Source organism: Candidatus Pseudoscillospira sp. SGI.172 (assembly GCF_050313575.1).
GTDB lineage: Bacteria > Bacillota > Clostridia > Oscillospirales > Oscillospiraceae > Vermiculatibacterium.
In genome coordinates, this window is the sequence record NZ_JBNPLQ010000002.1 from 46,727 (window position 1) to 73,053 (window position 26,327).

Annotated in this window: 23 protein-coding genes, 1 tRNA gene, 2 pseudogenes and 1 riboswitch; of the genes and pseudogenes, 13 read left to right on the forward strand and 13 right to left on the reverse strand. The window is 56.6% G+C overall.

Annotation, left to right across the window (positions count from 1 at the left end; translation table 11 throughout):
* Positions 1–151: 151 nt before the first annotated feature.
* Positions 152–249, reverse strand: a riboswitch (purine riboswitch).
* Positions 250–483: 234 nt separating this feature from the next.
* Positions 484–1,551, reverse strand: coding sequence for an NCS2 family permease (locus tag ACQRD3_RS01490; RefSeq protein WP_427779372.1), 1,068 nt, complete (start codon positions 1,549–1,551; stop codon positions 484–486).
* 24 nt (positions 1,552–1,575) lie between these two features.
* On the reverse strand, positions 1,576–2,973 hold the full coding sequence (locus tag ACQRD3_RS01495) for an amidohydrolase (RefSeq protein WP_427779374.1): 1,398 nt from the start codon (positions 2,971–2,973) through the stop codon (positions 1,576–1,578).
* Between the two features lie 116 nt (positions 2,974–3,089).
* Between ACQRD3_RS01495 and ACQRD3_RS01500 the strand changes: the two genes are divergently transcribed.
* The 4 genes and pseudogenes from ACQRD3_RS01500 to ACQRD3_RS01515 all read left to right on the forward strand — a co-directional run bounded on the left by ACQRD3_RS01500 (position 3,090) and on the right by ACQRD3_RS01515 (position 6,865).
* Entirely contained in the window at positions 3,090–3,896 is an 807-nt protein-coding gene (locus ACQRD3_RS01500) for a MerR family transcriptional regulator (protein ID WP_427779376.1), read from the forward strand.
* A gap of 372 nt (positions 3,897–4,268) precedes the next feature.
* Positions 4,269–5,592, forward strand: a pseudogene (locus ACQRD3_RS01505) (NADH-ubiquinone oxidoreductase-F iron-sulfur binding region domain-containing protein).
* Positions 5,586–5,876: a 2Fe-2S iron-sulfur cluster-binding protein gene (locus tag ACQRD3_RS01510; protein WP_427779378.1), complete on the forward strand. Its 291-nt coding sequence runs from the start codon at positions 5,586–5,588 to the stop codon at positions 5,874–5,876. Before ACQRD3_RS01505 ends, ACQRD3_RS01510 begins: the two are co-directional and overlap by 7 nt.
* Before the next feature lie 113 nt (positions 5,877–5,989).
* A complete protein-coding gene (locus tag ACQRD3_RS01515) occupies positions 5,990–6,865 on the forward strand; it encodes a [Fe-Fe] hydrogenase large subunit C-terminal domain-containing protein (RefSeq protein ID WP_427779380.1) in 876 nt (291 codons plus the stop codon).
* A gap of 602 nt (positions 6,866–7,467) precedes the next feature.
* Here the strand turns inward: ACQRD3_RS01515 and ACQRD3_RS01520 are convergent.
* The 4 genes from ACQRD3_RS01520 to ACQRD3_RS01535 form a co-directional block, all read right to left on the reverse strand.
* Positions 7,468–8,409 carry a bile acid:sodium symporter family protein gene (locus tag ACQRD3_RS01520; protein ID WP_427779382.1) on the reverse strand — a complete coding sequence of 314 codons (942 nt, stop codon included), beginning with the start codon at positions 8,407–8,409 and terminating at the stop codon, positions 7,468–7,470.
* A gap of 3 nt (positions 8,410–8,412) precedes the next feature.
* The gene (gene panC / locus ACQRD3_RS01525) at positions 8,413–9,252 is read right to left on the reverse strand and encodes a pantoate--beta-alanine ligase (RefSeq protein ID WP_427779384.1); all 840 of its coding nucleotides are present in this window, start codon (positions 9,250–9,252) and stop codon (positions 8,413–8,415) included.
* Positions 9,253–9,309: 57 nt separating this feature from the next.
* The gene (gene panD, locus ACQRD3_RS01530; protein ID WP_080906760.1) at positions 9,310–9,702 is read right to left on the reverse strand and encodes an aspartate 1-decarboxylase; all 393 of its coding nucleotides are present in this window, start codon (positions 9,700–9,702) and stop codon (positions 9,310–9,312) included.
* A gap of 260 nt (positions 9,703–9,962) precedes the next feature.
* Positions 9,963–10,799: a type III pantothenate kinase gene (locus ACQRD3_RS01535; protein WP_427779386.1), complete on the reverse strand. Its 837-nt coding sequence runs from the start codon at positions 10,797–10,799 to the stop codon at positions 9,963–9,965.
* A gap of 121 nt (positions 10,800–10,920) precedes the next feature.
* On the opposite strand from ACQRD3_RS01535, the pseudogene coaBC reads away from it, so the two are divergent.
* Positions 10,921–12,128 (forward strand): annotated as a pseudogene (coaBC, locus tag ACQRD3_RS01540) (bifunctional phosphopantothenoylcysteine decarboxylase/phosphopantothenate--cysteine ligase CoaBC).
* A 153-nt stretch (positions 12,129–12,281) separates the two neighbouring features.
* On the opposite strand, the gene ACQRD3_RS01545 reads toward coaBC, so the two are convergent.
* Together ACQRD3_RS01545 and ACQRD3_RS01550 are read right to left on the reverse strand one after the other, a co-directional pair.
* On the reverse strand, positions 12,282–13,064 hold the full coding sequence (locus ACQRD3_RS01545; RefSeq protein WP_427779388.1) for a papain-like cysteine protease family protein: 783 nt from the start codon (positions 13,062–13,064) through the stop codon (positions 12,282–12,284).
* Between the two features lie 556 nt (positions 13,065–13,620).
* Positions 13,621–13,697: transfer RNA gene (locus ACQRD3_RS01550), tRNA-Val, on the reverse strand.
* 122 nt (positions 13,698–13,819) lie between these two features.
* Here ACQRD3_RS01550 and ACQRD3_RS01555 point away from each other — a divergent pair.
* On the forward strand, positions 13,820–14,407 hold the full coding sequence (locus tag ACQRD3_RS01555) for a rubrerythrin (RefSeq protein WP_427779390.1): 588 nt from the start codon (positions 13,820–13,822) through the stop codon (positions 14,405–14,407).
* Between the two features lie 7 nt (positions 14,408–14,414).
* Here ACQRD3_RS01555 and ACQRD3_RS01560 read toward each other — a convergent pair whose 3' ends face one another.
* The 5 genes from ACQRD3_RS01560 to thyA all read right to left on the reverse strand — a co-directional run bounded on the left by ACQRD3_RS01560 (position 14,415) and on the right by thyA (position 18,510).
* On the reverse strand, positions 14,415–14,999 hold the full coding sequence (locus ACQRD3_RS01560; RefSeq protein ID WP_427779392.1) for a helix-turn-helix domain-containing protein: 585 nt from the start codon (positions 14,997–14,999) through the stop codon (positions 14,415–14,417).
* Between the two features lie 60 nt (positions 15,000–15,059).
* Positions 15,060–16,241: a helix-turn-helix domain-containing protein gene (locus ACQRD3_RS01565; protein WP_427779394.1), complete on the reverse strand. Its 1,182-nt coding sequence runs from the start codon at positions 16,239–16,241 to the stop codon at positions 15,060–15,062.
* A gap of 275 nt (positions 16,242–16,516) precedes the next feature.
* The gene (locus ACQRD3_RS01570; RefSeq protein WP_080906756.1) at positions 16,517–17,077 is read right to left on the reverse strand and encodes an NUDIX hydrolase; all 561 of its coding nucleotides are present in this window, start codon (positions 17,075–17,077) and stop codon (positions 16,517–16,519) included.
* 26 nt (positions 17,078–17,103) lie between these two features.
* On the reverse strand, positions 17,104–17,589 hold the full coding sequence (locus ACQRD3_RS01575) for a dihydrofolate reductase (protein ID WP_080906755.1): 486 nt from the start codon (positions 17,587–17,589) through the stop codon (positions 17,104–17,106).
* 12 nt (positions 17,590–17,601) lie between these two features.
* On the reverse strand, positions 17,602–18,510 hold the full coding sequence (gene thyA, locus ACQRD3_RS01580) for a thymidylate synthase (protein ID WP_080906926.1): 909 nt from the start codon (positions 18,508–18,510) through the stop codon (positions 17,602–17,604).
* Positions 18,511–18,702: 192 nt separating this feature from the next.
* Between thyA and ACQRD3_RS01585 the strand changes: the two genes are divergently transcribed.
* The 7 genes from ACQRD3_RS01585 to ACQRD3_RS01615 all read left to right on the forward strand — a co-directional run bounded on the left by ACQRD3_RS01585 (position 18,703) and on the right by ACQRD3_RS01615 (position 26,324).
* Complete coding sequence (locus tag ACQRD3_RS01585) at positions 18,703–19,497, forward strand: class B sortase (RefSeq protein ID WP_427779398.1); 795 nt, start codon at positions 18,703–18,705, stop codon at positions 19,495–19,497.
* 290 nt (positions 19,498–19,787) lie between these two features.
* Positions 19,788–19,949 (forward strand): hypothetical protein, encoded by a 162-nt coding sequence (locus ACQRD3_RS01590; protein WP_198933211.1) that lies wholly within the window; start codon positions 19,788–19,790, stop codon positions 19,947–19,949.
* Positions 19,950–19,960: 11 nt separating this feature from the next.
* Entirely contained in the window at positions 19,961–20,515 is a 555-nt protein-coding gene (locus ACQRD3_RS01595; protein ID WP_427779408.1) for a signal peptidase I, read from the forward strand.
* A gap of 62 nt (positions 20,516–20,577) precedes the next feature.
* On the forward strand, positions 20,578–21,144 hold the full coding sequence (locus ACQRD3_RS01600; protein ID WP_427779410.1) for a hypothetical protein: 567 nt from the start codon (positions 20,578–20,580) through the stop codon (positions 21,142–21,144).
* Between the two features lie 69 nt (positions 21,145–21,213).
* Entirely contained in the window at positions 21,214–21,885 is a 672-nt protein-coding gene (locus tag ACQRD3_RS01605) for a SipW-dependent-type signal peptide-containing protein (RefSeq protein ID WP_080906751.1), read from the forward strand.
* A 156-nt stretch (positions 21,886–22,041) separates the two neighbouring features.
* On the forward strand, positions 22,042–22,752 hold the full coding sequence (locus tag ACQRD3_RS01610) for a SipW-dependent-type signal peptide-containing protein (protein ID WP_427779412.1): 711 nt from the start codon (positions 22,042–22,044) through the stop codon (positions 22,750–22,752).
* A gap of 17 nt (positions 22,753–22,769) precedes the next feature.
* Positions 22,770–26,324, forward strand: coding sequence for a hypothetical protein (locus tag ACQRD3_RS01615; RefSeq protein WP_427779413.1), 3,555 nt, complete (start codon positions 22,770–22,772; stop codon positions 26,322–26,324).
* Positions 26,325–26,327: the final 3 nt, after the last annotated feature.

Below are 26,327 nucleotides of genomic sequence, written 5' to 3' on the forward strand. Positions count from 1 at the left end.
ATGCTTGGTGCACAACAGCAGATACCATTGTCCGTTGAGACTGCCAGATCCCAACGGAACCTTGTCTCTGGCAAGGCAAGCGCCGCCGATTGGATTGGGTGCTTCTGCATAGGGAAAACAAAAAACTGCCATGCAGTTGCCAGTTGGTTAGATGCCAAAGCAAATAACCAATAGTCAACTGTTTATGGCAGTTGGTAGAAACGTCCATCCAAATCATGGGCTTATATTGGCTTTTGAAGTTGTACTGCCATTTTACTAATAATCTGTCTGACAGTCAATGCTTTTTTTGATGGTTTACCACGAATGTTTTTATGTAGCATCCCTATGGCATAAATAATACCTGCGAAAAAATGAGTTCATGTGAGAGCCCGGATGAAACAGTATCAAAAGGTTATTTCATCCGGGCTCTCATTAAAGTGCTGTTTTTAAAATCTTTGCAGCAGGTCAAGTATGAAAAGCCCGTTTTGCCCGGGTATCATAGCATTAACCTAATCCTAAAGGAGCAGCAATCAGATTGACCAGGATACCTGCGACGAGCCCAAAAAACGGATCGACAAAAGCGGTAACTGCCAGCGCGATACTGCTCGAAAGAGCGGTTCCTGCACTTGCATTCGCATAAGCAGCCTGTAGGTTATCCGGAAGAGTCATAACAGCTCCCAGAATAAACAGGGTTCCGGATACCGCTGATGACGGGATGTACTTCACGACCTTCGGCAGCTGTTTAGAAAGCAGGATTACGAACATAATTGCCATCATAATGACGGCCGCCCATTTAGCATGGGGAGCTGCCGCCGCCGGAGAAATCACAACAGAGATCGGTGAGCCGCCAAATAAAGCGGAAAAAGCATCTGCAAGACCGGAGTAAATAGAAATGTGGTCCACATTGACACTCACGCCGGAAATGGCTCCGCTGACTTGCCCGAATGCAATGTTTCCGCCAATCGTAATGCACATCAGTCCCAGAGTGCCCCGAATGATCGACGGGCTGATCGTAGGCATCTCAAACTTAAACTTGTCCTCTACTTCGATGGTTTTTGCATCCTTGTCCGGCACAAACCGATAGGCAACGGACGCCGCTAGAACCGAGAACAGGCTGGTGTATACCAGGCTTTTCGTAACCAGGTATGTAATCACACCTACACCCATGGAAATTCCACCGAGCTTGTAATCCTTTCTCACCATGTCGATGGAAAGCTTGGTCAAAATCAGTCCGACACCTGCCATCATTGCAGACGTTACATGCTCTCCCGCAAAAGCCACAATGCTCTCGAGCAAGCCGAATGCACCGAGCACAGTCATTCCAAGGCCGGCCAGAATTACCATGGAAAGGCGTTCCCTGCGTGTTTTTCCCATGGCCCCAGCCATAGCCATCGTCTCTGCCTGAAATGAGATAGGAACTGCGGAATTAAAAACAAGGCATCCAACAATGCCAACCAGATATGCCAAGGCAGACGGCAGCATTGCAAATCCGAACGTCATTGCCATGACGGACTGCGTAACACCATTTAATACTCCTCCGAGAGCAGCGAGAAAATCCTGAATCGAGATCATTGCGTCTGCTCCTTTCTAAATCTGTCAAAATAAATTATGAAATGCGTCACATGTATTTCTTAAAACACGCTCACAGACAGCCTCGCCTTCCGCTGCCAGTCTGCGTTCATCAACGTTTACGAGTTTGCCGTTCTGATACACGATCTTACCATTGATCATGGTGAGGTCCACATTGCCTGTCAACCCGACTCTTCCGATGATATTGCAGGGGTCATGCAATGCACCGGCCATTTCCAGTGTACCGGTGTCCAGCATGAAGAGGTCTGCCGCCTTTCCGGGTTCAAGCGAACCGATGTCGCTTCTTCCCAACGTTTTAGCGCCGCCCACCGTCGCCTGCTTCAAAATCTCATATGCCGAGATGCCGCCGCCTCTTGCCTTGCTGTTATAGCACTGCATCAAATATGCCGTGCGGATGGAATCCAGAAGATTGGAGCCGTCATTGGTCGCGGATCCATCACAGCCAATGCTCAACGTCACGCCATAATCATTTAGAGATTTCATGGGAAGGATCGGGAAACCGCCCAGTATTGCAGGCGATGGACAGTGGGAGATTCCTGCGCCATGTGCGCCAAGGATGCGATACTCTTCATCTGTCAGCTCCCAGCAATGCGCAAACCAGGTGTTTTCTCCAAGGAATCCGACTTCTTTTAGCCAATCGACAGTACGGATTCCCCAGCGGTTTATCATAATCTCATTCTCGCCCTCTCCCAGATGCGTATGTAACCTAGCTCCAGTTTCTTTGGCCAGCTTCACGGATTCAATGAAAGTATCCTTGTAGCAATTAACCGGCTGGCAAGGGGCAATTACGATCTGCCTCATGGAAAACGGATCTGTGCAGTGATATTTGTCAATCAGGCGCCTTGTGTCTGCAATAAACTCTTCGGTCGTTTCCAGCATATCATCTGGCATAGTGCTGCCTTCACTTCTCGGAAGCGTATTGGTACCTCTTCCGGCATGATAACGGATTCCGATTTGCGCAGCGGCTTCCATCTGACGATCCACGGGTTCTTTTTTCGTGTGAACTGTGAAACAGTACTGGTGGTCAAACGCTGTGGTGCATCCGTGCTTTACAAGGTCCGCCATAGCTGTGAGCGAAGAATAATAGATGACATCCGAGTCAATTTTCTGAAAAATCTGATAGATTTTATCAAGCCATTCCACCACATGCATGTTGGGGTAGTCAATTGTGATCAGATTTCGCACAAATGTCTGGAAAAAATGATGATGCGTGTTTACCAGGCCCGGATAAACAAACTTGTCCGAAGCATCCAGAACTTCGGCATCCTCACAGACAATGTTGTGTCCGATCTCCAGAATCTTCTCTCCCTCAATCAGCATATCGCTGTTTAGATAGACATGATTCTTTTCATCGCAGCTTACAATGGCCTTTGCGTTTTTGATCAACAATTTCTTTTTTTCCATGATACCCCTCCATGTCTTTTCTGTTTTCTGTAGATCATTTGCTGGTTGATTATCTATAGCATAAAATATATACTAACTATATAGTCAAGTGCTTTTTTCAAAAAAGGGAGCTGCGTATGAAAAATAATATTCAGAACTGTTTCTGTACAGGAGAACTTGCCAAAATGTTTAATCTCAATAAACAGACTCTTTTTTATTATGACAAAGAGGGAATTTTCCAGCCAGAATACAGGAATCCTAACAATGGATACCGGATGTATAAATTTAATCAGATCTACCGATTGGCCCTCATCTGCTATCTGCGTAAAATAGGTTTTTCTATCGACCAAATCAGGGATTATCTAAATGACAGCTCTGTGGAGTCTAATGCTCGAATCCTTCGAAAAAAATCAGAGGATATCAGGAAAAATTACCAGGAATTTTTGAAATTGGACGATATTATTCAACGCAAATTATTGTTTGTCCAGAGGAAATTGGCAGAACTATCGATTGGAGAAGTTCAGATCAAGCAACATCCACGCTGTGCATACATTCCTCTTGGTCAAGAAGTATCGATATACAATAAAGAGGTCTTTTATAGCTATCCCACGATAGCGTTTTATCAATATGACACGAAGGCAGATCAATATGAAGTAACATTTGGAGCCTATCTGGAATCAGAGTATGGAATTGGGGGAGAGGACTTGGATAAAGTACGGTATATTTCAGAGCACTGGGTTTTAAGCTATTGCTGGAAAGGGAAGTATTCTGGAATTGAACAGAAAGTTCGTGAGCTACATAAGGAATATAACCATCTCTCGCTATCTGCCAACAGCTATAATTTCAATATTATTGATCAGTTCCTAGAAAAGGATGAGAATCAGTACGTTACCGAAATCCAAATCCCCATTCTTGATGAATCGTTTCCTGTACAGAAAATGTAAAGACATGCCGCTTTTCCAGCACATAATTACCGTTCATACAGTTTATCAGGGCAGCTCCGTTTGGAGCTGCCCTGATAAACTGTATGGAGATGAATGTTTCGCGCTAAGTTTCTGTAACAAATCGGATCAATAAGCACATTGGGACAAAAACCTTAAACGGAAATAGATGTGGATGATGCAAATGCCCTTTAACACTAATCTGCTCACATTCACAAAGGACCTAAAATAATTTGCTAATAAATAAATTATTATCAGCACTAAAAAATTTTTAGAAATCGCATTGATTTTACGTAATTGTTACGTTATATTTAACACCAATATGGTTCTGAGTGCCGAATTTTACGGTACTGACCAGAAGGAGGGACAACAGACATGAGCAGATTGGAAGTAAAGATGCCGGGCGCTGCCCAAGCCGTTGTGGAGCAGCTGTACCGGAACATGGAGCGGCGGATCGCCGCCAGTCCTCCGGGCCTGTGCCCCGTGGATATGGCGCTGAATTTCCTGAACCTGTGCCAGGCCCAGACCTGCGGCAAGTGCGTGCCCTGCCGCATCGGCCTGACCCAGCTTTCCAACATGATTCGCGAGGTGCTGGAGGGCGAGCCGGAGCTGAAGATTCTGGACCGGATCGCGGCCACCACCAGGTCATCGTGGATACGGCGGACTGCGCCATCGGCATCGACGCCGCCAATCTGGTGCTGATGGGCCTGCGGGGCTTCCGGGATGACTATGAGGAGCACATCCTCCATCACCGCTGCCTGGGCAGCCTGAAGAACCCGGTGCCCTGCGAGGCCCGCTGCCGCCGGAATATGGTGGACGACGCCCTGAATATCCGTGGACTCAAGCGCTACGCCGTGGACCATGCGGGTAATGTGCCCCAGCCCAAGAAAGCGCCCGCCACCGGCAAGCCCGTTGCCATCATCGCGGCGGCCCCGGCGGCCTCTCCGCCGCCTATTTCCTGGCCTTTATGGGCCACAAGGTCACGGTCTATGAGAAGCAGACCAAGCTGGGTGGCATGATGCGCTACGGCATCCCCAGCTACCGCTTCCCCCGGGAGAAGCTGGATGCGGAGATCAACTCCATCCTGTCCCTGGGCATTGAGGTACATACCGGGGTCAAGGTGGGCCAGGATGTCACCTTCGACCAGCTGCGGAAGGAGCACGACTGCCTGTACATCTCCATCGGTGCCCATACCGATAAAAAGACCGGCATCGAGGGTGAGGACAGTGAGGGCGTCATCTCCGTCGTGGAGATGCTGCGCCGCATCGGCGACGAGAAAATGCCCGATTTTACCGGACAGAACGCGGCGGTGATCGGCGGCAACGTGGCCATGGATGTGCCCCACAGCGCCATCCGTCTGGGGGCCGCCAAGGTCACCTGCGTCTACCGCCGCCGTCAGGAGGACATGACAGCCCAGCAGGAGGAAGTGGAGGGCGCCATCGCTGAGGGCGAGGTCCTGACCCTTTAGGCTCCTCTGAAGATCGAGGCGGACGAGAACGGCCATGTGACGGCCCTGTGGACCCAGCCCCATGGCCGCGTGAATTCCGGTGAGCGCGACGCCGGTGAGCGTAAGTGCGACTTCCCGTGCATTGGGTGTGGCATGACGGATGAAGAGGCTGTTCAGGAGTCCGCCCGCTGCCTGAGGTGCGATCACTTTGGCTACGGAAACTTCAAGGGAGGACGTGTGGAGAAATGGTAAACTTCAAAATCAATGACCGGGAATTGTCCGCGGCGGCGGGCACCACTATCCTGGAAGCCGCCGAAAAGGCCGGTATCCCTATTCCGCACCTGTGCTTCCTGAAGGAGATCAACGAGATCGCCGCCTGCCGCATGTGCGTGGTGGAGGTGGAGGGTATCCACCGCCTGGTCCCCGCCTGCAACACCGAGGCGCTGGAGGGCATGGTGGTCCAGACCAATTCCCACCCGGGTCCGGCAGGCCCGGAAGACCAACCTGCGGCTGATTTTGTCCCAGCACAACTCTAACTGTACTACCTGCGTCCGCAGCGGCTATTGCGAGCTACAGCGCCTGTCCCACAACCTGAACGTCCATTACCAGCCCTACGATGTGCAGCCAGAGCGGTCCCGGGTGGACCTGAGTGTTCCCATCGTCCGGGAGGCCAGCAAGTGTATCAAAGGTCCTGAGGGCACTGGCGGACCCGGAGATCACCACCGTGGTCCAGGTGGCCCCCGCTGTGCGAGTGGCCTGGGCAGAGGTGTTCGGTGTGGTGAACAAGGACAAGCAGGTGCCGGTGGGCAAGCTGGTGGCAGCCCTGAAGCGGCTGGGCTTCGATTATGTGTTTGACACCAATTTCACCGCGGACCTGACCATCATGGAGGAGGGCAGTGAGTTCATTGAGCGGTTCACCCACCGTGGGAAGTACCGCTGGCCCATGTTCACCTCCTGCTGTCCCGGCTGGGTGCGGTTTTTGAAGACGGAGTTGCCCAATTATACGGAGAACCTGTCCACCGCCAAGTCCCCCCAGCAGATGTTCGGCGCCGTGGCAAAGAGCTGCTTCGCGGAGAAGAAGGGCATCGACCCCCACAAGCTGTTTGTGGTGTCCATCATGCCCTGCTCTGCCAAGAGGGCGGAGAGCGAGCTACCCACTATGAAGGACGCCTGCGGCGACCGGGACGTGGACGTGGTGCTGACCACCCGGGAGATGGTGCGTCTATTCCGCAGCGACTGCATCGTGCCTGCTGAGCTGGAGGAGGCGAAGTTTGACCGTATATTCGAACCCCAGCTTGCTTATTGCAGTGGGTATTACCGCAAGGCGACAGATGGCACACACCGTATAGATTACTTCCCGCTCCCGGTCATTACAGTCGATGGTTTCTGCAATGTGGTGATTGACCTGGACTGCGTGACCGTGAACAGCAAGCTGCGCCGGGAGGCCGCATTCGCTCTTGCATACGAGCAGCTGGGCGTGTACGAATTCGTGAAGCTGCTGCGCCCAAAAGGCTTCTTCTATTGAACCGCGGACACAGAAGTCCTTTAGCTTGATATATTTCGTCTTGTTGATACGATTCTCCACCATCAGATGGAGAGGGGGTACTCCATCTGATGGTGGAGAATATTTTGCCCTCTTCAGGGCAATCCCTTTAACAGAGCATTCTTCCTCACAAATCGCTCTCTGCGTTCCAAACGCAGTCGGGGGTGTAACAGATGCCCCCCTCTGCCGGGGGCCCACACCCGCCCGCAGGGCCAAACAGGGTGTAAATCGTTGCTCGCTGCATTCCCCCCGTGTCCACGGGCTTGTTCTGTCATTTCAGCATCGCAAATTTTGGCTCAGCCACTTGCCGAATTTTATTGCTTTCCTTTGGCAATAAATTCGACCGGGGTAAGCCCCGGCCAGATGGTTATCGTTAAAACCGGTGTAGCCCTCTGCCAGCAGCTGCCCCGTCCTCGCACTTTAAGGAAAAAATACGATCTTCATACCTCTGAACCTCCTCTGCAAATCACACACGTCCGAAGCATTTCTCCATAAATATTCGCAGTTCAGTACTATTCGCCGGCACAAAACGACAGAGCAGGAGCCCCGGATGGTTCCGAGGGTTCCTGCCCTGTCGATTGCTTTTACTTCTGATGCTGTGCTCCTGCCCTTCTGATGCTTGCAAAAATCGAGCCGGAAATGTTATGCCAGACGCTGAAAATCGCGCCGGGCAGGGTCGCCAGGGGATTGGCCGCGAAATTCGCCGCCGCCAGGGACACCGCCAGGCCGCTGTTCTGCATACCTACCTCGATGGCGATGGCCGTGGCCTTGTCGTATTCCACGCGGAACAGCTTCGACGCCAGCAGGCCGAGGCCCGTGCCCAGCAGGTTGTGTAGCACGACAACGCCCAAAACCAGCAGGCCGCAGGTGAGGATTTTCTCCACATTGTTGGCCACGATGCCCGCAATGATCATCACGATGGCTGCCACGGAGATCAGGGGCACCAGAGAGGAGATCTTCTCCATGGTGGCGCCCAGAATTCGGTGGATCACTAGGCCCAGAAGCACCGGCACCAGGATCACCTTTGTCACAGAGATGATCATTGCCACCAGGGAGACGTCCACCCAGGCACCCACCAGGGCATAGGTCAGCAGGGGTGTCATCAGGGGAGCCAGCAGGGTGGACACGATGGTCATGCCCACAGAGAGGGTCACGTCTCCTCCGGCAATGTAGGTGATAACGTTGCTGGCGGTGCCGCCGGGGCAGCATCCCACCAGGATCACGCCCACGGCCAGGTCCGTCGGGAGACCCAGCAGCACGGACAGCGCCCACGCCGCCAGAGGCATGATGCTGTACTGGGAGATACAGCCGATGATGATCTCCTTGGGCCGGGTGAATACCACTTTAAAATCCTCGGCCTTGATGGTCAGGCCCATGCCGAACATGGCGGCGCCCAAAAACCAGGAGGTATACTTGGTGGCCCAGGCAAAGACGGAGGGAACGGCCATGGCCGCAGCGGAAAACAGGATGATGACCACGCCGATGTAGCGGGTCAGGGTCGTCACGATCCTTCCCAGCGTCTTCATCGGTCACACCTCATAGCTGAAGTTGTCGATCAGCCGCGTCTTGCCGATGTACACCGCCATCGCCACCAGCACATCCCTGTCCACTTTCTCCACGTCCCGCATCGTCAGGGCATCCACCATGGAGACATAGTCGATACGGGCCAGCGGCTCGGCTTCAATGACCGCCCGCATCTCTTTCAGCACGGCCTCGCTGTCCATGCCGGGGGCAATGAGCTCCTGTCCCCGTTTCACTGCCCGGGAGAGGCACAGGGCCGCCTGGCGCTCCTGGGGATTCAGGTATGTATTTCTGGAGGACTTGGCAAGACCGTCCTCCTCCCGAATAATGGGGCAGCCTACGATCTCAATGTCGAAGTTCAGGTCCCGGACCATCTTCCGGATAATAGCCAGTTGCTGGGCGTCCTTCTGGCCAAAATAGGCCTTGTCGGGCGCGACGATGTGAAACAGCTTGGAGACCACGGTGCAGACACCTCGGAAATGGATGGGACGGGTCTTTCCGCACAGGTTCTCAGAAAGGGTCTCAATGCTGACGAAGGCGCAGGGGTCCTGGTACATCTCCTCCGGCTCCGGATGGAAGATCAGGTCCGCCCCCAGGGACTTGCACAGGGCATTGTCCCGCTCAAAATCCCGGGGATACGCCTCCAGGTCCTCATTGGGGCCGAACTGGGTGGGGTTGACAAATACGGATACCACTACAATGTCGTTCTCCTCCCGGCACTTCCGGATGAGGCTGGCGTGTCCCTCGTGAAGGTAGCCCATGGTGGGCACCAGGCCCACGGTCTTTCCCTCTTTCCGCCAGCTCTTGACCAGCGCTCTCGTCTCCGCAACAGTTTTTGTTACCTGCATGTGTTGTTCCTCTCTTCATCATGAAAATTGGAAGATAGTCTCGCCCTGATCCTCTTGTTATTCCATATCGGCCAGCAGGCCGTGTTTTTCGTAGTTGGTCTTGCGGACGATCCGGTTACGCTCATCCACGAAGACCACGAACGGCTTATGCTCCGCCGCCTCCCCAGCGTCGTATCCGGCGTAGGCCATGAGGATGACCTTGTCTCCCACACTGACGCATCTTGCCGCCGCGCCGTTGAGGCAGATCATGCCGCTGCCCCGCTCTCCGCTGATGGTATAAGTCTCAAACCGGTTCCCGTTGTCAATGTCCACGATCTGGACCTTCTCGTACTCCAGGATGCCCGCCGCGTCCAGCAGTTCCTGATCCACGGTGATGCTGCCCACGTAATTCAGCTCGGCCTGGGTCACGGTGGCCCGATGGATCTTTCCTTTCAGCATTTCCAGTACCATTTTCTATCACCTTCTTTTGCTCTCGCACAAAAAAATAAAAGCACCTTCCGGGCGCAGAATACCCCCTGAAGATGCATAGTTTTACCTGATGTTTCTTCTCAGAGTCTCATTTCTCTCGAATATAAGCCCTTTTCAAAACATGTCTCCGCCGGCGGCAGCCCGAACCGGGAGCCCTCCGCCGGCACCTATTCAGTTGTATGAAATAACGTGCGAATCAGTCAGAGTATAGTTTTGAGCAAATACTATCTCCATTTTGCAGTTTAACAAATATTGGCCAAAAATGCAACCAACAATTTACAGGTTTCCCCACAAGTTCTACCGGCGTTCCGCTCATAGAGCAGCGCCAGGCCTTTGAGCAGCACGTCGGGGTCGTAGATGTGGGGATGGGCGCACAGCGGCTCCACATAGCGGGCCAGGCCCCCGGTCATCACCAAAGTCACCGGCTCCCCCAGCTCCGCCTCGATGCGGGCGGTGATGCCGTCCACCAGGGCGGCGGCCCCGGCCACAGCGCCAGAGCGCATACACCCGGCGGTGGTTCGGCCGATGACATGCCGGGGCGTTTCCAGCTCCACGGCAGGCAGCTGGGCTGTCCGGTCAGTCGGGGCCTGGAGCCCCGTCGCCACACCGGGGGCGTTCACTCCGCCCCGAAACACCCGGTCCGCATCCACCACGCTAAAGGTCGTCGCCGTTCCCATGTCCACAGTGAGTACGGGGAGTGGGAAACAGGCGGCGGCCCAGGCGGCGTCCACCAGCCGGTCCCGGCCCACCTTATCCGGCTCCGCAAGGTCTATGGTAAGCCCGGTATCGCTTTTGGAAGTAATCACCACCGGCTCCGTCCCGGTCAGGGTCCGGGCGCACCCCCGCAGCTGCTCCTCCAGCGCGGGCACCACGCTGGAGAGCACGGCTCCCCGAAAAGCTCCAGCCCGGATTCCAGCCTCCGCCAAAAGCTCCCGCAGCTCCGCCAAGTATGCCCCGGCGCTCCGGTCCGGCACAGTGTCCATCCGGGCGGTAAAGCGCGCCGTGTACTTTCCCCTTCCGTCCTGTTCCATGTCTGCGGCGCAGATGGTGGTATTCCCAATATCAACAGTCAAAATCATGACCGGTCTCCTCATACAAAGGCTCGTCCCCGCCCCAAGGTTACAATCCGGCGGGGCGGTTGCTATACTGGGAGCATAATTTGAGAACGACCCCGCAAACCGGGAGAACGGAGTAGCAACTATGGAGCAGTTACAGGGAAAATGTGTGGTTCTGGGGGTCACAGGCGCGGCATCGCCGCTTATAAGATGGCGAACGTAGCCAGCGCCCTGCGGAAAGCGGGCGCGGAGGTCCACGTCATTATGACCCGGAACGCTACGGAATTTATTACACCCCTGACTTTTGAGACCCTCACCAACAACCGCTACGTGGCGGACACTTTTGCCCGGGATTTCAAGTGCGAGGTCACCCACATTTCGCTGGCCAAGGCCGCCGACCTGATGCTGATCGCCCCGGCCACGGCCAATGTCATTGCCAAGCTGGCCCACGGCATCGCGGATGACATGCTGACCACCGTGGCGCTGGCCGCCCGCTGCAAAAAACTGGTGGCCCCGGCCATGAACACCGCCATGCTGGAGGATCCCATCACCCAGGATGATCTGAAAACGATGGAGAAGTACGGCTTCGGCGTTATCGTCCCCGCCAGCGGGATGCTGGCCTGTAAGGATATGGGCAGCGGAAAGCTGCCGGAGGCGCTGCTGGACCACATTGCCCGGGAACTGGCCTGGGAAAAGACCCTGGCGGGCGTCCGTGCGACCGTGACCGCGGGGCCGACCCAGGAGGCCTTGGACCCTGTGCGTTATCTGACCAACCACAGCTCCGGCCGCATGGGCTGCGCCATCACCCGGGAGGCCGTGCTGCGGGGTGCCGAGGTCACGATGATCTCCGGGCCAACGGCTCTGCCGCCGGTCCCCTTTGTGGAAACGCAGTCCGTCACCACCGCCAAAGATATGCTCCAGACCGTGTGTGCGGCTCTTCCGGAAACTGACATTCTTATCAAGGCCGCCGCTGTGGCGGATTACCGCCCTGCCTCTGTGGCCGGGGATAAGATCAAGAAAAAAGACGGCGACATGAGCATTCCACTGGAGCGTACGGACGACATTCTGGGCGGGGTAGCGGAAAACCGCCACCCCGGGCTGTTCGTCTGCGGCTTTTCCATGGAGACCCGGGACATGCTGGAAAACTCCACCGCGAAGCTGGAGCGCAAGCATCTGGACATGATCGCGGCCAACAACCTGAAAGTGCCGGGCGCCGGCTTTGGCGTGGAGACCAGCGTGGTGACGATCATTACCAACGACGGGATCTCCGGGCTACCTCTGATGGGCAAGGGTCAGGTGGCGGCCGCACTGCTGGATGCGATTGAAAATCGGCGGCGCGGAATTGCTGGCTGACGTTCTCAACGCGCGGTTCATACAGCACGAAGAAACCCGGCGTGACATTGATCGCGCCGGGTTTCTCTGAACATGTGATATTTTCATCTTTGCGATCCTGCCGGGGAATCCCGGTCAGGGACGCTGTTCATGTAAACCACAGGCAGAAACGGATCAGGGCCGGTAAATCCGTTGCTGCTGGGGTTTTGCAATCAGGAAGCAGCAGTCATTCAGCTCTTCCTCTTCAAAGAAATTGTAGAAGGTAAAATTGTAAAGGAACCGCTCCGCACTATAAACGCCGTAACCGTCCTGGTTGTGGTCGGTTGTGTCGTATGGGTCCGCAACAATGATTACATCATCCTGGGTCGTCTCGGTTCCCATGGTGTCATAGCCGATGATGACCTGCCAGTGGCCGCCCCAGTCGTTCCAGCCCACCATAATGGGTGTGCCAGACTTCAGGTTCTCCTGGATGTAGTCAAAAGTAAACACACTCCAGGGATCGTCCGCACAGTCAAAAGTGGAGTACACATCATACCCGCCGACGCCGTCAAAGATCTCGACGGCCTGCCGCAGGGAGGTGGCGCCCGGCTCCAGACCGTTGGAGCGGAGCTGGGCCAGAGTCTCCTCATGATACTCGCCGAGGGTGCCGTACCAGTTCATTATCATTAAGGCACTGGAGACACCGCAGCTCCATTCACTGGTCTGCTGCTGGGTCTTGAAGTTGTGCAGGATGGTCAAGGTATCGCTGGACTCCATGTTATAAAAATCCAGAGTGCTGAAATAGGGGCTGTCCTTATGATCCCCCTCTCGCTCGACACTGTCAGCACCATATTCAGTGTCCAGATCCGCAGCATAGGGAATCTTCATTTCGTCGGTGTAGTTGCCTTTGTCCTGCTTGGCGGTACAGCCGCACAGAATCAGACAAACAGCGGTTAGCAATACAATAATTTTCTTCACGGTGTTCAAACCCTTTCAAAATATTATTGTACCTGTAATCAACAAATTCACCTTCATTGTCTTATTTATTTCATTGGGGAAAGTATGCCGGTCCCCGCATGGTTTATTTATCTCAATTTCCGGTCGTTTTCCTGCGTTTTATATAGCATCTGATTCTCTGAAAAACAGCCTGCTTTTAATGCGCTCATGTTGTTTTATACAAGTACGGTGGGTGTTGTCCCACATGACCCACAGGCGCTTGCCTGCGCTATAAAATTTTGAGCCCGCCTTTGGGCTCCGACATGAGGTGTGCTATTTGCGCACAGCGGCTCCGGCCCACCCTCCCTTTTTGCCTGATCGTTTATTATATCAGGGAATCGGAAGAAAACAAGAAAAATTTTTAAATTAGGATATACGACTTTTGATCTGCCCCACGGGGCGGTTTCTCGGCAGTAGTTCGAAACTGCTATGTGGGAGAGCTACAGGCAGGAACTGCCTCCAGATGAGTTGTGTTTTCCATAAGGAACAAACAAAAAAAGAAAATCCCTCAGAGCCCTGCAGCTCTAAGGGATTCTTTTGGTGGACGATACAGGACTCGAACCTGTGACCTCCCGCACGTCAAGCGGATGCTCATACCAGCTGAGCTAATCGTCCAAAGGACGAATGTCATTATATCGAAGTTCCGTGGGGTTGTCAACCCTTTTTCTGATTTTATCGGGCCATTTTTTCCTCTGCCGCATAGGATGAGAAGAACTTGAACAAAAGGAGGAATCACCATGGATCAAATCCAGCGGCCCGGAGAGGAACTGGATCACGCCGCCTTTGCGCGGGTATGGCGGAGAGTGATGCCGGAGGATCGGCCTGACTGCCCCTTTACGCTGGAGCCCTCCGCTCCACCGGCTCTTTCCACCCCGGCTTCTCCGGCGGCCGCCGCTGCTGCGCCCGCTGTTCCCTGCGCCTGTCTGGGGGAAGGCAGCGCCCGGGATCTGCCTGAGCTGGAGCGGATGCTCCGGCAGACCACAGACGATTTCCGCATCTATCGGGCTCTGGCCAGGCGCTTGGGACAGGGGGGGCTTTTTTCCGCCCTGGCCGTGGAAAAGAAGCGGCAGGTCAGGCGTTTATCCACTGCGTCCTTCCTCATTTCGGGAAAGCAGTACACGGCGCCGCCCACCCCGGCGCCCGGAACCCTTACGCTTCCGCTTGCCATGCGGGAGCGCTTTCAGGCCGAACAGCGGGCGGGGAGCGCACTCCTGGCGGCTGCGGAAACGGCGGCCGATCCCTGTCTGGCGGGACTCTATCGCATTTTGGCCGAGGAGGATCGAGACCACGCCAGGCGCCTGTGGGCCCGGCTGGAGCGGCAGTGAGTCTCTCTTACAGCTTCCTGCAAAAGAGGCCGTGCCTGTTGCAGCAGGCATAGAGAATTCCGCCGCCCCGCTTGGAAAACCGGGCTGCGGCCTCCTGCTCGGGATAGAGCTTGACGATCTCCAGCCGGGAAGGCCCCACCAGAGCTAAAAAGCTGATAAAGTGACCCTTCTCCATAGGGTGGGCCAGAGAGACATAATATTCCCCGTCCACATCTTCCGCCGTCAGTTCGTGTGTCTCGTCCGGCACCTCTGCCTCCAGCGGCGGCAGCGCCACTCCGCAGCAGTGGAAGGAGCCCTCGCCCATGGCGTGGATCACATTGCCGCACACCGGGCAGACATAGAACCGGCCCCGGAGGGGGTTGCCCGCGCGGTTGCGGTTGGTGACGCACTCCCCGGACAGCAGCTCGGCCACCGACACCCCCAAAGCTGCGCCCAGGGGTTCCAGCAGAGCCAGGTCGGGCAGGCCCCGGCCCGTTTCCCATTTGCTTACCGCTTTGTCGCTGACCGAAATGCGGTCGGCCAGCTGTTTCTGAGTATATCCCTTTTTCTCCCGAAGGGAGCGGATGGCCGTCCCCGTTACATAATTGCTCATCGTTTGAATCTCCTTTCGCCGTCTGCATTCAGCATACCCTTACAGGGGCGAAAGGGCAACCTACGCTCCGTGGAGCCCCTCGTCCGAACCTGCTCGTCTGAGGTGCAGACAGCACAGAACGATCCAGAGCGCCGCCAGGGTCAGGGCGAGGACCAGAGTGCCCTGAGAGCCCCAGGGAACGGCAAAGTAACGGCCCGTGCGAATGGAGCCCTCCCGGTAGGGCAGCAGCTGCCGGGAGATGTCGGACCACATGGACTCATAGCGCAGCAGGCCGGTCATCCCCCAGCACAGTCCCGTCATGACCCAGGCGGGTGCGATCCAGCGGCGGAAACCCTTTTTCAGCAGCGGGAGCGCAGCCAGCAGAGCCAAGATCAGGAGCCAGAGGGCAAACAGCCGGGTGGGGGCGTGAAAAGCCTCCGGCACCTGGGGCCCCAGCGCCTTCCACAGCCCGGGCAGCCAGTAGAGCCCCGCCAGCAGCGGAACTGCCCCGGGGAGCAGCTGCCGGACAGAGGGTCTGCCCCATGTCAGCCGGAGAGGGGGCTCCTCAGTTTGCAAAGAACCGGGGATTTGCCCGTCAAAGCCTTTTTGCCAGACCCAGTACTGCGTGAGGGCGGTCAGAGCCAGCGCCAGGAGCACCACGGCTGTTCCTGCCAGGGCCGGATGCCGGGCGCAGCACCAGACGATGTCGGACAGAGGCCCGCTGTAACCGCCCAAATAGGTGATCGGCTGTCCGTTTCCATCCAGAGACTGGCTGAGCCCCAGGGCCATGCTTCCTGTGAGAGCGGCCGCCAGCGATTTCAGGGCGATGGACAGATTGACTCCCAGATTTACCACAGCCTCCCCCAAAAGGAACCAGCGGCTTTGATAGGAATAGTATTTTTGCAGATACACCCCATAGGCCAGACATCCCAGATAGGCCAGGTAGCAGAGAAAACCCGGCATGAAGAGATCCAGCAGGAAAAAGAGCGCGCCTCCGCCCAGGGCGAAGGCGAAGGACAGCAGGTTCTGCCCATCAGCTTTGGTCAGCGTCCGGATGGGGCGCCGGTCGTCCAGCAGATCGTCCACGGTCACTCCCAGAGCCCGGGCCAGGGGCACCAGCATCGGCACGTCCGGATAGCCCCCGCCGCTCTCCCATCGGGAGACCGTCTTGTCGCTCACGCCGATCCGTTCGGCAAGCTCCTGCTGTGTCAGGTGTTTTCCCTTTCGGTATCCTCTCAGGCGGCCGCCAAAGGTCTGTTCCATCTGCACCCGCTCCTTTCTGTCGTCTCAGCATACCATGCATCTCTAACGCTGGGAACCCCGCAGGCCGGGAATTGGCTCTCGAATCACGGGACCTCCTTTTTCTTGAAAGAAAAAGGAGGCAAAAAGAACTTTCATAAAAGGACTGTGGGGGGGCGGGGTGGAGTCAGCTTAAAAGAAAGAAAAAAGAGCTTTCATAAAAGGGATGTGGGGGAATCGGGGCGTGGGAGCGGGAGAAAGGTTTTTTTCCGGATGGTGATCCGCGGCCCTTTGGAGGATTACAGCAGGGCCCGGCCCCGGGCCAGCAGCTTGGTGTAGATCTTGTCCATCTGCCACTCGTTGGTGTACTCCAGCAGACGGTCTGCCGGAAGCCAGCCTACCCGGCTGTTTTCTCCCACCCGGACGGTGAGCGGGCCCTCCCGGTCGGCGGTGAGCAGATAGGAAACATTCAGGTGGAGGTGGGACGGGACATACGCCCCCCGCTTTCTGTGCCCCCACACCGGCAGGATCTCCAGGGAGGCGATGTTCGGAGACAGCGGGCGGATGTGCCCGGCCCCCGTCTCTTCCCGGGCTTCCCGCAGGGCGACCGCCAGAAGGTCGCCGTCTCCGTCGGCATGTCCCCCCGTCCAGGCCCACACCCGATAGAGATTATGGTGGGCCATCAGGACCCATTTGCCATCTGCGCTGAGAACGAAACCGGAGGCGGTGAGGTGGGCGATTTTGTTGTCCCGGGTGAGGATCGTGTCGGGATACCGACGGAGATAGGACAGGATCATTTCCTGATCTGCGGCCTCATCCTCCGACTGGGGGAGGTAGGCGGCGATGTCGTCCAGGTACATAGAAGCTCCTTTCCAAAAGGGGGCGGTCAGGCCCGAAGGTGCCGGAGATAGGTCACATATTGAAACGGCACGCCGTTTTCCTCCAGCGGCGGTTCGGACGCCGACGCTGTCCAGGCCGGATCGGAATCCAGGTCGGGAAACCGGGCGTCGGCGTCAAAAGTGCGAAAAATGCGGGTCACCCAGACGGTGTCGCAGACATCCAATAACATTTTGTAGATACTCTCCCCCCCGATTACAATGCTGTCATCGGGGGCGGCGGCCAAAAGGGCCTCCCGGTCGGAAAAAATCTCTGCCCCCGCCGCCTGGAAGGCGGGATCCCGGGAGAGGATCAGATTCCGGCGCCCCGGCAGGGGCCGTCCGCCGGGGAAGGTGGACAGGGTCTTGCGGCCCAGGATCACCGGATGGCCCAGGGTCAGGGTCTTGAAGCGCCGGAGGTCGGCGGAGAGGGGGCACAGGAGCTTCCCGCCCTTCCCGATGCCCCAGTGCTCGTCCACGGCTACGATTGCCTTCATGGGATTGCCTCCTCAGATTGCGATCTCGATTTTTGAGGTGAAGTCGTGATATTGGTAATCGGAGAGGGAGAAGCTGTCCTTGGTAAAGCGGTAAAAATCGGTCACTGTGGGGTCGATGGAGAACTTCGGCGCCGGGAACTCCGTCCGGCTCAGGAGCTCCCGGGCGATTTCAAGGTGCCTGGTGTAAAGATGGCAGTTTCCGATCATATGGATCAGTTCCCCGGGCTGATAGCCATAGGCGGAGGCCATGGCGTAGACGATGAGCGCCGCCTGGACCGTATTCCAGTTGTTGGCCGCGATCATATCCTGGGAGCGCTGATTCAAAATGGCGTTCAGCCTGCCTCCGATGACCACAAAGGTCATGCTGTACGCGCAGGGGTACAGGGCCATGTCCGCAAGGTCGTGGACGGCGTACAGGTTGGTCATGATCCGCCGGGACGCGGGATCGTTGACCAGCTGGTAAATGACGCGGTCGACCTGATCCATCCAGCAGACCCCGTCGCCGTCCAGCCGGATGGTTTTGCCGGTCAGGTCGTCTCCAAACGCTTTTTTCAGGCCGTCCGGGGTGACGTCGCGGTACCGGCTCAGCTGGGCCATCTGATAGCCGTAAGCCTTGCCGATGGAGCCGTCTTTGTCGGCCCACTCGTCCCAGACATGGGAGTTCAGATCATGGATGTTGTTGCTTTTTTTCTGCCAGATCCAGGAGACCTCGTCCCAGGCAGATTTCCAATAGGTCCTTCTGAGGGTCAGGATGGGAAACTCCCGGGCTAGGTCGTACCGGTTGACAACGCCAAAAACGGCAATGGTGTGGGCGGGGGTGCCGTCCGGCCAGCGGGGCCTGACCTCCAGCCCCTCGTCGGAGACGCCGTTTTCAAGGATGTTGCGAATGGTCTCCTGAAACAGTTTGTCCGCGTAGCTCATGTCACAGATTTCCTCTCTTTCAAAACCGTGGCTTTCAAAAGCCTGTTTGGCAGTTTTTATTTTTCCCATCATACCATTCTTTGTAAAGCAGAGCAAGCGCGGAAAAGGCCTCCCGGCAAAATGGGGGTGGACGGGCGGGCGGCGGCGGAGTAGAATGAGAGCGGAAAACAAACAGCGGCAGGAGGGTCGATTATGGCGGAGCGGGCAGAGAAAAAGGGCGGGCGCATCTTTCCCCGGCTGGCGGCGCTGGTGTGCCTGGCGGTCTTTCTGGTCAGCGGCGGACTGCTGCTGCGGTATCGGGCGCAGCGGGACGCCACCCAGCGGGAGGTCACCCAGCTCCGGGAACTGGTGGAGGAGCCCGCGGGCCAGGTTGTTCCGGACTCCGGGAAGCCCCTCACCCAGGCGGAGCGGTTTGCGGCGCTCACGGCGCGCAACAGGGACTTTGCGGGCTGGATCACGATCCCCGGCACCGCTGTGGATTACCCGGTGATGCGGGCGGGGGAGGGAAAGGACGGGGAGTATTACCTGCGCCGGAACTTTGACGGGGAGTACGATATCAACGGTCTCCCGTTTCTGGATCAGCGCTGTGGGACCGACCCGGCCTCCGATCTCCTGATTATATACGGACACAATATGAAGAGCGGGATCATGTTTCACGACCTGACCGGGTATGAGAAGAGGAGCTTCTGGGAGGAGCACCGGTACCTCCGGCTGGAGACTTTGACCGGAACGGGGACCTATGAGGTATTCTGCGCCATGCTCTATGACGCCTCTTCCGATGAGACGGCCTTTAAGCCCCACAGGCAGGTGGAGTTTGCCGGCGAGGCGCAGTTTGACGCCTATCTTGCGGGACTGAAAGCGGCCGCGCTCTATGACACGGGGATCACCCCGGCCTATGGGGAGAAATTGCTGATGCTGGCCACCTGTGAGCGATCTTCGATTCAGAACGGGCGCATCGTGGTGGTGGCGCGGCAGGTGGAGAAATAGGATTTTTCACAGAGAGAGAACGCGGAGCCGGGGATTCGGCTCCGCGTTCAGCTTGTCGAAAAAGCCTCGCAGAGTTTCGTGCCTGCAGGCGCGAAAGAGGTGGGATCCGTTTTCTGCCGCGGCGTGTACGTGGCGGAAAACACCTCTCAGCCCGTAAGTGTGCGCATGGTCCGCCGAAGGCGGACCATGCGTGCGCGCGACGGGCTGCGTCCTGCTCGAAAAAGCGGCGAAGCCACTTTTTCGACAGTCTCAACGCGGAGCCGAGGATTCGGCTCCGCGTTTGTTCTGCCTTGAGGAGGGCACAGATCAGGGAGAAAATTGCTTTTTTCAACACGGGAGCAGAGAAAGAAAAAAGTTTTTTAAAAAATGACCTAAATGTAACCATTGAAAATTATACTAATAACAACATCGGGCAAAGCAAGGCCCATTTTGCCGCCGGAGCGGCGGCGTGAGGAGGCGGTATATGAATCCGACTGTAAAAAAAGTATGGAACGCGGTCACCTGGGTCCTGGTCCTGTGCGTGGCGGTTCTGGCCTTCCTCCTGGCAGGCGTGCGGTTGATCGGGTACACCCCCTACACCGTGCTCAGCGGCAGCATGGAGCCGACCTATCCCGTGGGATCGCTGATCTATGTGAAAAAGACAGCGCCGGAAGCGGTGCAGGTGGGCGACCCCATTACCTTCGTCCTGGATGAGAACCTCACCGTGGCCACCCACCGAGTCATTGAGGTGGACAGCGAAAATCGGCAGTTCCGGACCAAGGGAGACGCCAATGAGGCCGCCGACGGTTCCCCGGTCCTCTTTGAAAATCTGATCGGGGTCCCCCGGTTCTCCATTCCCAAGCTGGGCTTTGCGGCCAGCTGGATCACCCAGCCCCCCGGCATGTACGTCTCCGGCGCGGCGGTGGTCATCCTGGTGGTACTCCTGTTCCTGCCTGATCTTCTGGATAAGGCGGACGCCGCAGACCGGAAGGCCGCAGAGAAAAAAGCAAGGCGGGAAGCAGAAGGAAATCCGCGTTGAAGCGTGTCCATATTATAGAGAAAAGCTATTTTGAATTGAAAGATTTTGAGGAGGAACAACACATGAAAAAGACACTGACCATCATTGCGTCCCTGGCTCTCGTAGCCGCCATCTCCATCGGGGGCACCCTGGCATTCCTTTCCGCTCAAACTGGCGAGGTCACCAACACCTTTACCTTCGGCAACATGTCCCTGACCCTGACCGAGACCTATGAGCAGAACTCCAAGATCTATCCGGGCGCCGTGATCGACAAGACCCCTGTGGTCTCTGTGGGCGCCAAGAGCGAGCCCTGCTACGTCTACGCCAAGATCAACAACGGCTTCGGAACTTATGCCGCGCTGAACATCAACAGCGATTGGTCCCTGGTTGAGGGAACCAGCAACATCTACCGCTACAAGGAAGTCGTTGACAACTCCGCTTCCACCGAGGCGCTGCCTCTGACCGCCCTCTTCACCACGGTCACCATTGATGGTGCGAGCGTTACCTCCGCCAACATTGAGACTGTCGCCCAGAGCACTATCGTGATCGACGCCTTTGCCTACCAGGCCAACGGCACCGCCGAAACCTCCACTGCTGCTCAGGCCCTGGCCGATCAGGCCGCCATTGGGCACTGGAACACCGCCGCATAAGCCGGTAAAATCCGCCAAAAACCATTGAAAAGCGCCGTATTTCATATAAAATAATAAGGAGAAATCATTATGAAGAAGAAAAGCATTCTCGTCGCCGGCCTTTCCATCATGATCATCGCTTCCATGGCCATCGCCGGCACCCTGGCCTACTTCACCAACACCAAGACCGCCAACAACACCTTTACCGTGGGCAACGTGGCCATCACCCTGAACGAGGCCCCTGTCAGCAAGACCGGCGACACCTGGACCGCTGATCAGGAAGCTGCCCGTGTGACCGAGAACACCTACTCCAACGTCTACCCCGGCGCTGTCCTGCCCAAGGATCCCACTGTCACCGTTGACGCCAACAGCAGCGACACCTACGTCCGCGTGAAGGTCACCGTCTCCCACGCCGCCGCCTGGAAGGCTGCCTGCGCCGCCCACAACATCACCGATCTGGCCACCATCTTCGGCGGTCATGTGGAAGCCGACTGGAGCCGCGCCGCCATTACCGAATCTGCGGAGGCCGATACCATTACCTATGTCTACAACTATGTGGGCGGCGAGAATGCCGGCCGTCTGGCCGCCGGCGAGACCACCGGCGCCCTGTTCACCTCCGTGACCATTCCCGGCGGCTTCACCAACACTGAGCTGGCCGCCATCGGCACCGGCAACGGCTTCACCATGAACATCGTCGCCGACGCCATCCAGGCTGAGGGCTTTAACAGCGTCACCGCCGCTTTTGCCGCTTTCGACGCCTGATCCAAACCAAATTCCGGGTGGGGAGGCGCGGCCTCCCCACCCTCCCTCGCAAAAGTTGTCAGGCTTTAGGCGTGCCGCTTTCCCGGAAGGCGGTATGCTTAAACTCTGAACGATCACATACATCCACCGATTCTCAGAAAGAAAGGCGGTTTTTCCATGAAGAAAAAGTTGGCCATTTTTGCGTCTCTGGTGCTGATCTTCTCTGTCGCGGCGGCGGGCACCTATGCGTATCTCACCGCGCAGGGCATGGCGCACAACGTCATCACTGCGGGCAATGTCAACATTACCCTTCACGACGAGGGGAAGCAGGGAGTGACGTGGGACGATTTCAACAAGCTCTATCCCACCGGGGCCAGCGTGATGCCCGGAGTGACTGTGGATAAGCGGGTGTACGTGGAGAACACGGGCAAGAATCCCTGCTACGTCCGCGTGAAGCTTACCCCCTCTGCGGTGGATGCCGGCGGGTCACCCCTGGCGACCGACGGCCAGTTCCAGCTGGACCTGGCGAGCTACGCCCAGTACTGGACGATGGACAGCGAGGGGTTTTACCGCTACAACACGATGCTCCAGCCCGGAGAAAAGACGGAAATGCTCATCTCTTCGGTCACCTTCGATACAAAGATGGGCAATACCTATATGAACTCCCGGTTTGACATCCTGGTGGATGCACAGGCGGTGCAGGGGCAGAACAATACCTTTGACACGGCGGTCGGGGAAACTGTCCTGGACGTGAAGGGATGGCCCGCAGCCCCCGCCCCCACCGAGACCCCCGCCGTGACTGAGACCCCGGCGGTCACCGAGGCCCCGGTGGAGAGCCCCGTAGCCCCTCCGGCGGAGTCTGTCGAGCCGGATCCGGTTAACACTTGAGAGAGGAGGAACCTTCCATGAAACTGAAAAAAACACTTGCAATGCTGCTGGCCCTGTGCATGGTCGTGTCCATCTTCTCCCCGGCCGTGGCTGTTGATGAGCCCGCCAGCGAGACCATCATCACCACCGGACCCTCTGAGACCACCGAAGTGACGACCCAGACGCCCCCCGAGGCCCCTGCGGCCAGTGAGCCCGCCGTCGAGAGCGAAGCCCCGTCGGTGGAGCCTGAGACCACGGTCCAGCCCCAGGAGTCCCAGCCTGCGGAGACGCAGGCCCCCGTTGAGAGCCCGTCCGAGCCGTCTGCCGCCCCTGCCGGGAGCCAGGCTCCCGCTGAGACGGAAACTCCGGCCGAGGTCCCGGCTGTGACGGAGACCCCGGCTGTCACTGAGACGCCTGTGGTTACGGGGACCCCTGCGGTTACGGAGACCCCCGCCGCCACGGAGATCCCACTGGCGCCGGAAGCGGATTTCAGCGCCATGAGCGTGGAAGAGCTCTATGCATATTTGGATGTGCTGGATGATGTGGCTTATGAGGAAGCCTTGGAACAGCTGACCGAAGAGCAGGAAGAAGCGCTTCGTGACTATATCCGTCAAATGATTTTTGGCGCACAGCCCGTCAAAGAAGAGAATGATGTTTATGCAATGACGGAGGCCGGCCCCCTGATGCCGGCGGTTACCGGTGAAAAGCGGCGGCCTCTGGCCCGTATGATGATGGCCCGGAGTTATGCCCTCCTGCCTGCTCTGCTGTCAGGGGACGCTCCCGATGTGGACGGACTGGAGTTAAATAAGAAGATTGAAAAGGCTGGCGATAACTACCTTATTACGCTGGAGGCCTACGCCACCGGAGCTATGACTCAGAGCGGCGGAGATCCCATTCCCAGCGACATTGTACTGGTACTGGATCAGTCCGGGAGTATGGCCTACGACTTTACTACACAGACAAAAACAACGTATAATTTAGTCTCTGAAAAGACCAAGAATCTCTATAATGCTACAAACAAAAACGATCAAATTAGTCTTTATGTGAAAAACAACGACAACTATGAACGGGTAGTTGTGACGATTTCTCGCAGCGGTTTGATAGTCAACAGAATCTACACCTATTCCTATACAGATTCGCTGGGATTCCACAGTGCGGCCGTAGGTGGAAATGATCTTCCTCCGTTCGCGTTTTATCGTGCGACAACAACCACTGAGAGCACTACACGGCTGGACGCGCTGACGTCCGCAGTCACCAGTTTTGTGGCAGCCGTTCAGAGCGACGCAGTGGAAAACGACGTGGACCATCGAATCGCCATTGTGGGCTTCTCCAGCGATGGCTATAACAATACAGAGCTGCTGACTGGCGTGGGCAGTATTCAAACGGGCACGACTTGGTACGGTACGCAGCCGGTTGATGGCTATCCTTCAACCTACTATTTCCCCACCGGCTATGCCAAGAATGGCGCTCAGTACGGGACTATGGATTACTACAATGGGCTGTCCAATGCGCTCCAGGATGTCAGCACAGATGCTGGCTATACCAACGTGACGGACGCCATTGCGGCACTGACGGCCTACGGTGGAACCCAGACCGGGAACGGCATGTCAATGGCAAATGATATTTTGGCGGCGTGCCCAGTTCCAGAAGGTGAGACCCGCAATCGTGTGGTAATTCTTTTTACCGATGGGGTGCCGGGGATCAGCGGTTTTGACTCTGCTGTGGCAAATGCCGCAATTACCGCATCCCAGACCATTAAGGCGAGCCCTGAGAGTTCCGGGCAGGGAGCCACGGTATACACCGTTGGAATTTTTGATGGCGCAGATACCCAAGATTTTAGTGGCAACGCAAATAAGTTTATGCACGCAGTGTCCTCCGAGTATCCCAACGCTTCCTCTATGAATAGCCTCGGAAGCCGATACACGAACTCTGAAGGAGAGACGCCGAACTACTATCTGACGGCTGGCAATACGGATGATTTGAATAGCGTATTTGGAAACATTTCTTCTACCGTGACCGGCTCCACCACTTCGGTGACGCTTGACGAAAACGCGGTGGTGCAGGATGTGCTTTCCGAATACTTCGAGTTTGACGGCGTCAGTGCAGAAGACACCTCCGGGATTCAGGTTTATACGGCTCCCTGCATTGGGGGAACCAACAGCGCACCAACCTTTGGAGCGAGTGTGGAATATGGAGATGCGACGGTAAATGTGAGCGGCAATGCGGTGCAGGTTACCGGATTTGACTTCTCCGATGCAGAAACCAATGCAGTCTATGCAACGCCCTCTGCACATGGAAATAAGTTAATCATCACGATTCCTGTGAAGTTGAACACCTATGGATTTGGCGGCAACAACGTGCCCTCCAACACCAGCGGCACCTCTGGGATCTATGCCAGTGCGGAGGCCCAGACGGCAGCAGAGCTATTTGTAGCTCCCAACGTCAATATTCCAATCCGCTATGAGATTGCCTCCGAAAATCAAACCATTTATTTAGGCAACGCTCCTGAGTTTGAAAGACTGCTTGCCTATGCCGACGGCTATGAGCCTGATGGAGTGAACAACGCTTATGTGGATATTCTCTACACACTGAAAGACAGCACAGGTGTTGTTCTGGGAAACTGTGCCATCGCTGCGGGGGAATTTTTCGAGACATGGACATGGACCGGCGGTATGATGCCGACCCCTAAGCCAGCCGATTGCACCACCTATACCCTTTCCTGCGAGGTGACACCCTCCAGTACGATTGGAACCGACAGCTTGGGGAATGAGCCGGTGGAGGCCGTGACTGTCACCCCACAGGCTCCCGCCGTCCACGTCCTGAAGCCCGGCTTCACCGTAACGGCCAACGATGTCTGGGCGGATTACGGCGTGAATGTTGGCCTCCAGGAATGGGGCACCGCTGAAAACGGAATTGCCGTGGGCGATACGTGGGCGGATGACCACAGCGACCACACCGCAATTCCCGGTGTCTCCGGCGTGAAGCCGAGCGTAACCGATTTTGCGCTGACCTTTGCACAGGTTGGGACTTCCGATGGGCTCCTGAATGGGGCGGCTTATACCACAGGGGAGAAGGACGCCGATTTCAATGTCACCGGTCTGACCTGCAAGGTGGGCGGGGTGTCCTATGCCGCTCCGGCCGGTGCACTCACTGTGATCCCCGCGGTGGAAGGCGATACCGGCCATGACTTTACCATCCACATCAACCATTTCAACATGACCATTACCAAGACTTTGACCGGGAACAACAGCATCTACACCCAGTCTTTCCTGTTCACGGTCTCCGACGGAAGCAGCAGCTTCCAGGTAGCGATCCCGGCCAAGGACTTCGGAACCGGCAACCAGGCCTCCAAGACGGTTACCCGTCTGGTCTGCGGCAAGAACTACACGGTCACGGAAAAAACAGACTGGTCCTGGCGGTATGCGTTGGCAAGCAGCAATAACATTCCGATTTCCAAGACAAACGATCCGCAGATCAGCAGGATTGAACCGGGTGCATACACGGCGGCCTCCGGCTTCACCAACCACTTGGATGACAACAAGTGGCTCAGCGGCGGCAACTCTGCTTCTAACGTCTACAATAAAAAGGGCTGAGAG

What these genes read in the sequence shown, in the direction of transcription:
- ACQRD3_RS01490 (WP_427779372.1), bottom strand. Translation starts at nt 1,551, where the DNA reads ATGATCTCGATTCAGGATTTTCTCGCTGCTCTCGGAGGAGTATTAAAT.
- ACQRD3_RS01495 (WP_427779374.1), bottom strand. Translation starts at nt 2,973, where the DNA reads ATGGAAAAAAAGAAATTGTTGATCAAAAACGCAAAGGCCATTGTAAGC.
- ACQRD3_RS01500 (WP_427779376.1), top strand. Translation starts at nt 3,090, where the DNA reads ATGAAAAATAATATTCAGAACTGTTTCTGTACAGGAGAACTTGCCAAA.
- ACQRD3_RS01510 (WP_427779378.1), top strand. Translation starts at nt 5,586, where the DNA reads ATGGTAAACTTCAAAATCAATGACCGGGAATTGTCCGCGGCGGCGGGC.
- ACQRD3_RS01520 (WP_427779382.1), bottom strand. Translation starts at nt 8,409, where the DNA reads ATGAAGACGCTGGGAAGGATCGTGACGACCCTGACCCGCTACATCGGC.
- panC (WP_427779384.1), bottom strand. Translation starts at nt 9,252, where the DNA reads ATGCAGGTAACAAAAACTGTTGCGGAGACGAGAGCGCTGGTCAAGAGC.
- panD (WP_080906760.1), bottom strand. Translation starts at nt 9,702, where the DNA reads ATGGTACTGGAAATGCTGAAAGGAAAGATCCATCGGGCCACCGTGACC.
- ACQRD3_RS01535 (WP_427779386.1), bottom strand. Translation starts at nt 10,799, where the DNA reads ATGATTTTGACTGTTGATATTGGGAATACCACCATCTGCGCCGCAGAC.
- ACQRD3_RS01555 (WP_427779390.1), top strand. Translation starts at nt 13,820, where the DNA reads ATGGATCAAATCCAGCGGCCCGGAGAGGAACTGGATCACGCCGCCTTT.
- ACQRD3_RS01560 (WP_427779392.1), bottom strand. Translation starts at nt 14,999, where the DNA reads ATGAGCAATTATGTAACGGGGACGGCCATCCGCTCCCTTCGGGAGAAA.
- ACQRD3_RS01565 (WP_427779394.1), bottom strand. Translation starts at nt 16,241, where the DNA reads ATGGAACAGACCTTTGGCGGCCGCCTGAGAGGATACCGAAAGGGAAAA.
- ACQRD3_RS01570 (WP_080906756.1), bottom strand. Translation starts at nt 17,077, where the DNA reads ATGTACCTGGACGACATCGCCGCCTACCTCCCCCAGTCGGAGGATGAG.
- ACQRD3_RS01575 (WP_080906755.1), bottom strand. Translation starts at nt 17,589, where the DNA reads ATGAAGGCAATCGTAGCCGTGGACGAGCACTGGGGCATCGGGAAGGGC.
- thyA (WP_080906926.1), bottom strand. Translation starts at nt 18,510, where the DNA reads ATGAGCTACGCGGACAAACTGTTTCAGGAGACCATTCGCAACATCCTT.
- ACQRD3_RS01585 (WP_427779398.1), top strand. Translation starts at nt 18,703, where the DNA reads ATGGCGGAGCGGGCAGAGAAAAAGGGCGGGCGCATCTTTCCCCGGCTG.
- ACQRD3_RS01595 (WP_427779408.1), top strand. Translation starts at nt 19,961, where the DNA reads ATGAATCCGACTGTAAAAAAAGTATGGAACGCGGTCACCTGGGTCCTG.
- ACQRD3_RS01600 (WP_427779410.1), top strand. Translation starts at nt 20,578, where the DNA reads ATGAAAAAGACACTGACCATCATTGCGTCCCTGGCTCTCGTAGCCGCC.
- ACQRD3_RS01605 (WP_080906751.1), top strand. Translation starts at nt 21,214, where the DNA reads ATGAAGAAGAAAAGCATTCTCGTCGCCGGCCTTTCCATCATGATCATC.
- ACQRD3_RS01610 (WP_427779412.1), top strand. Translation starts at nt 22,042, where the DNA reads ATGAAGAAAAAGTTGGCCATTTTTGCGTCTCTGGTGCTGATCTTCTCT.
- ACQRD3_RS01615 (WP_427779413.1), top strand. Translation starts at nt 22,770, where the DNA reads ATGAAACTGAAAAAAACACTTGCAATGCTGCTGGCCCTGTGCATGGTC.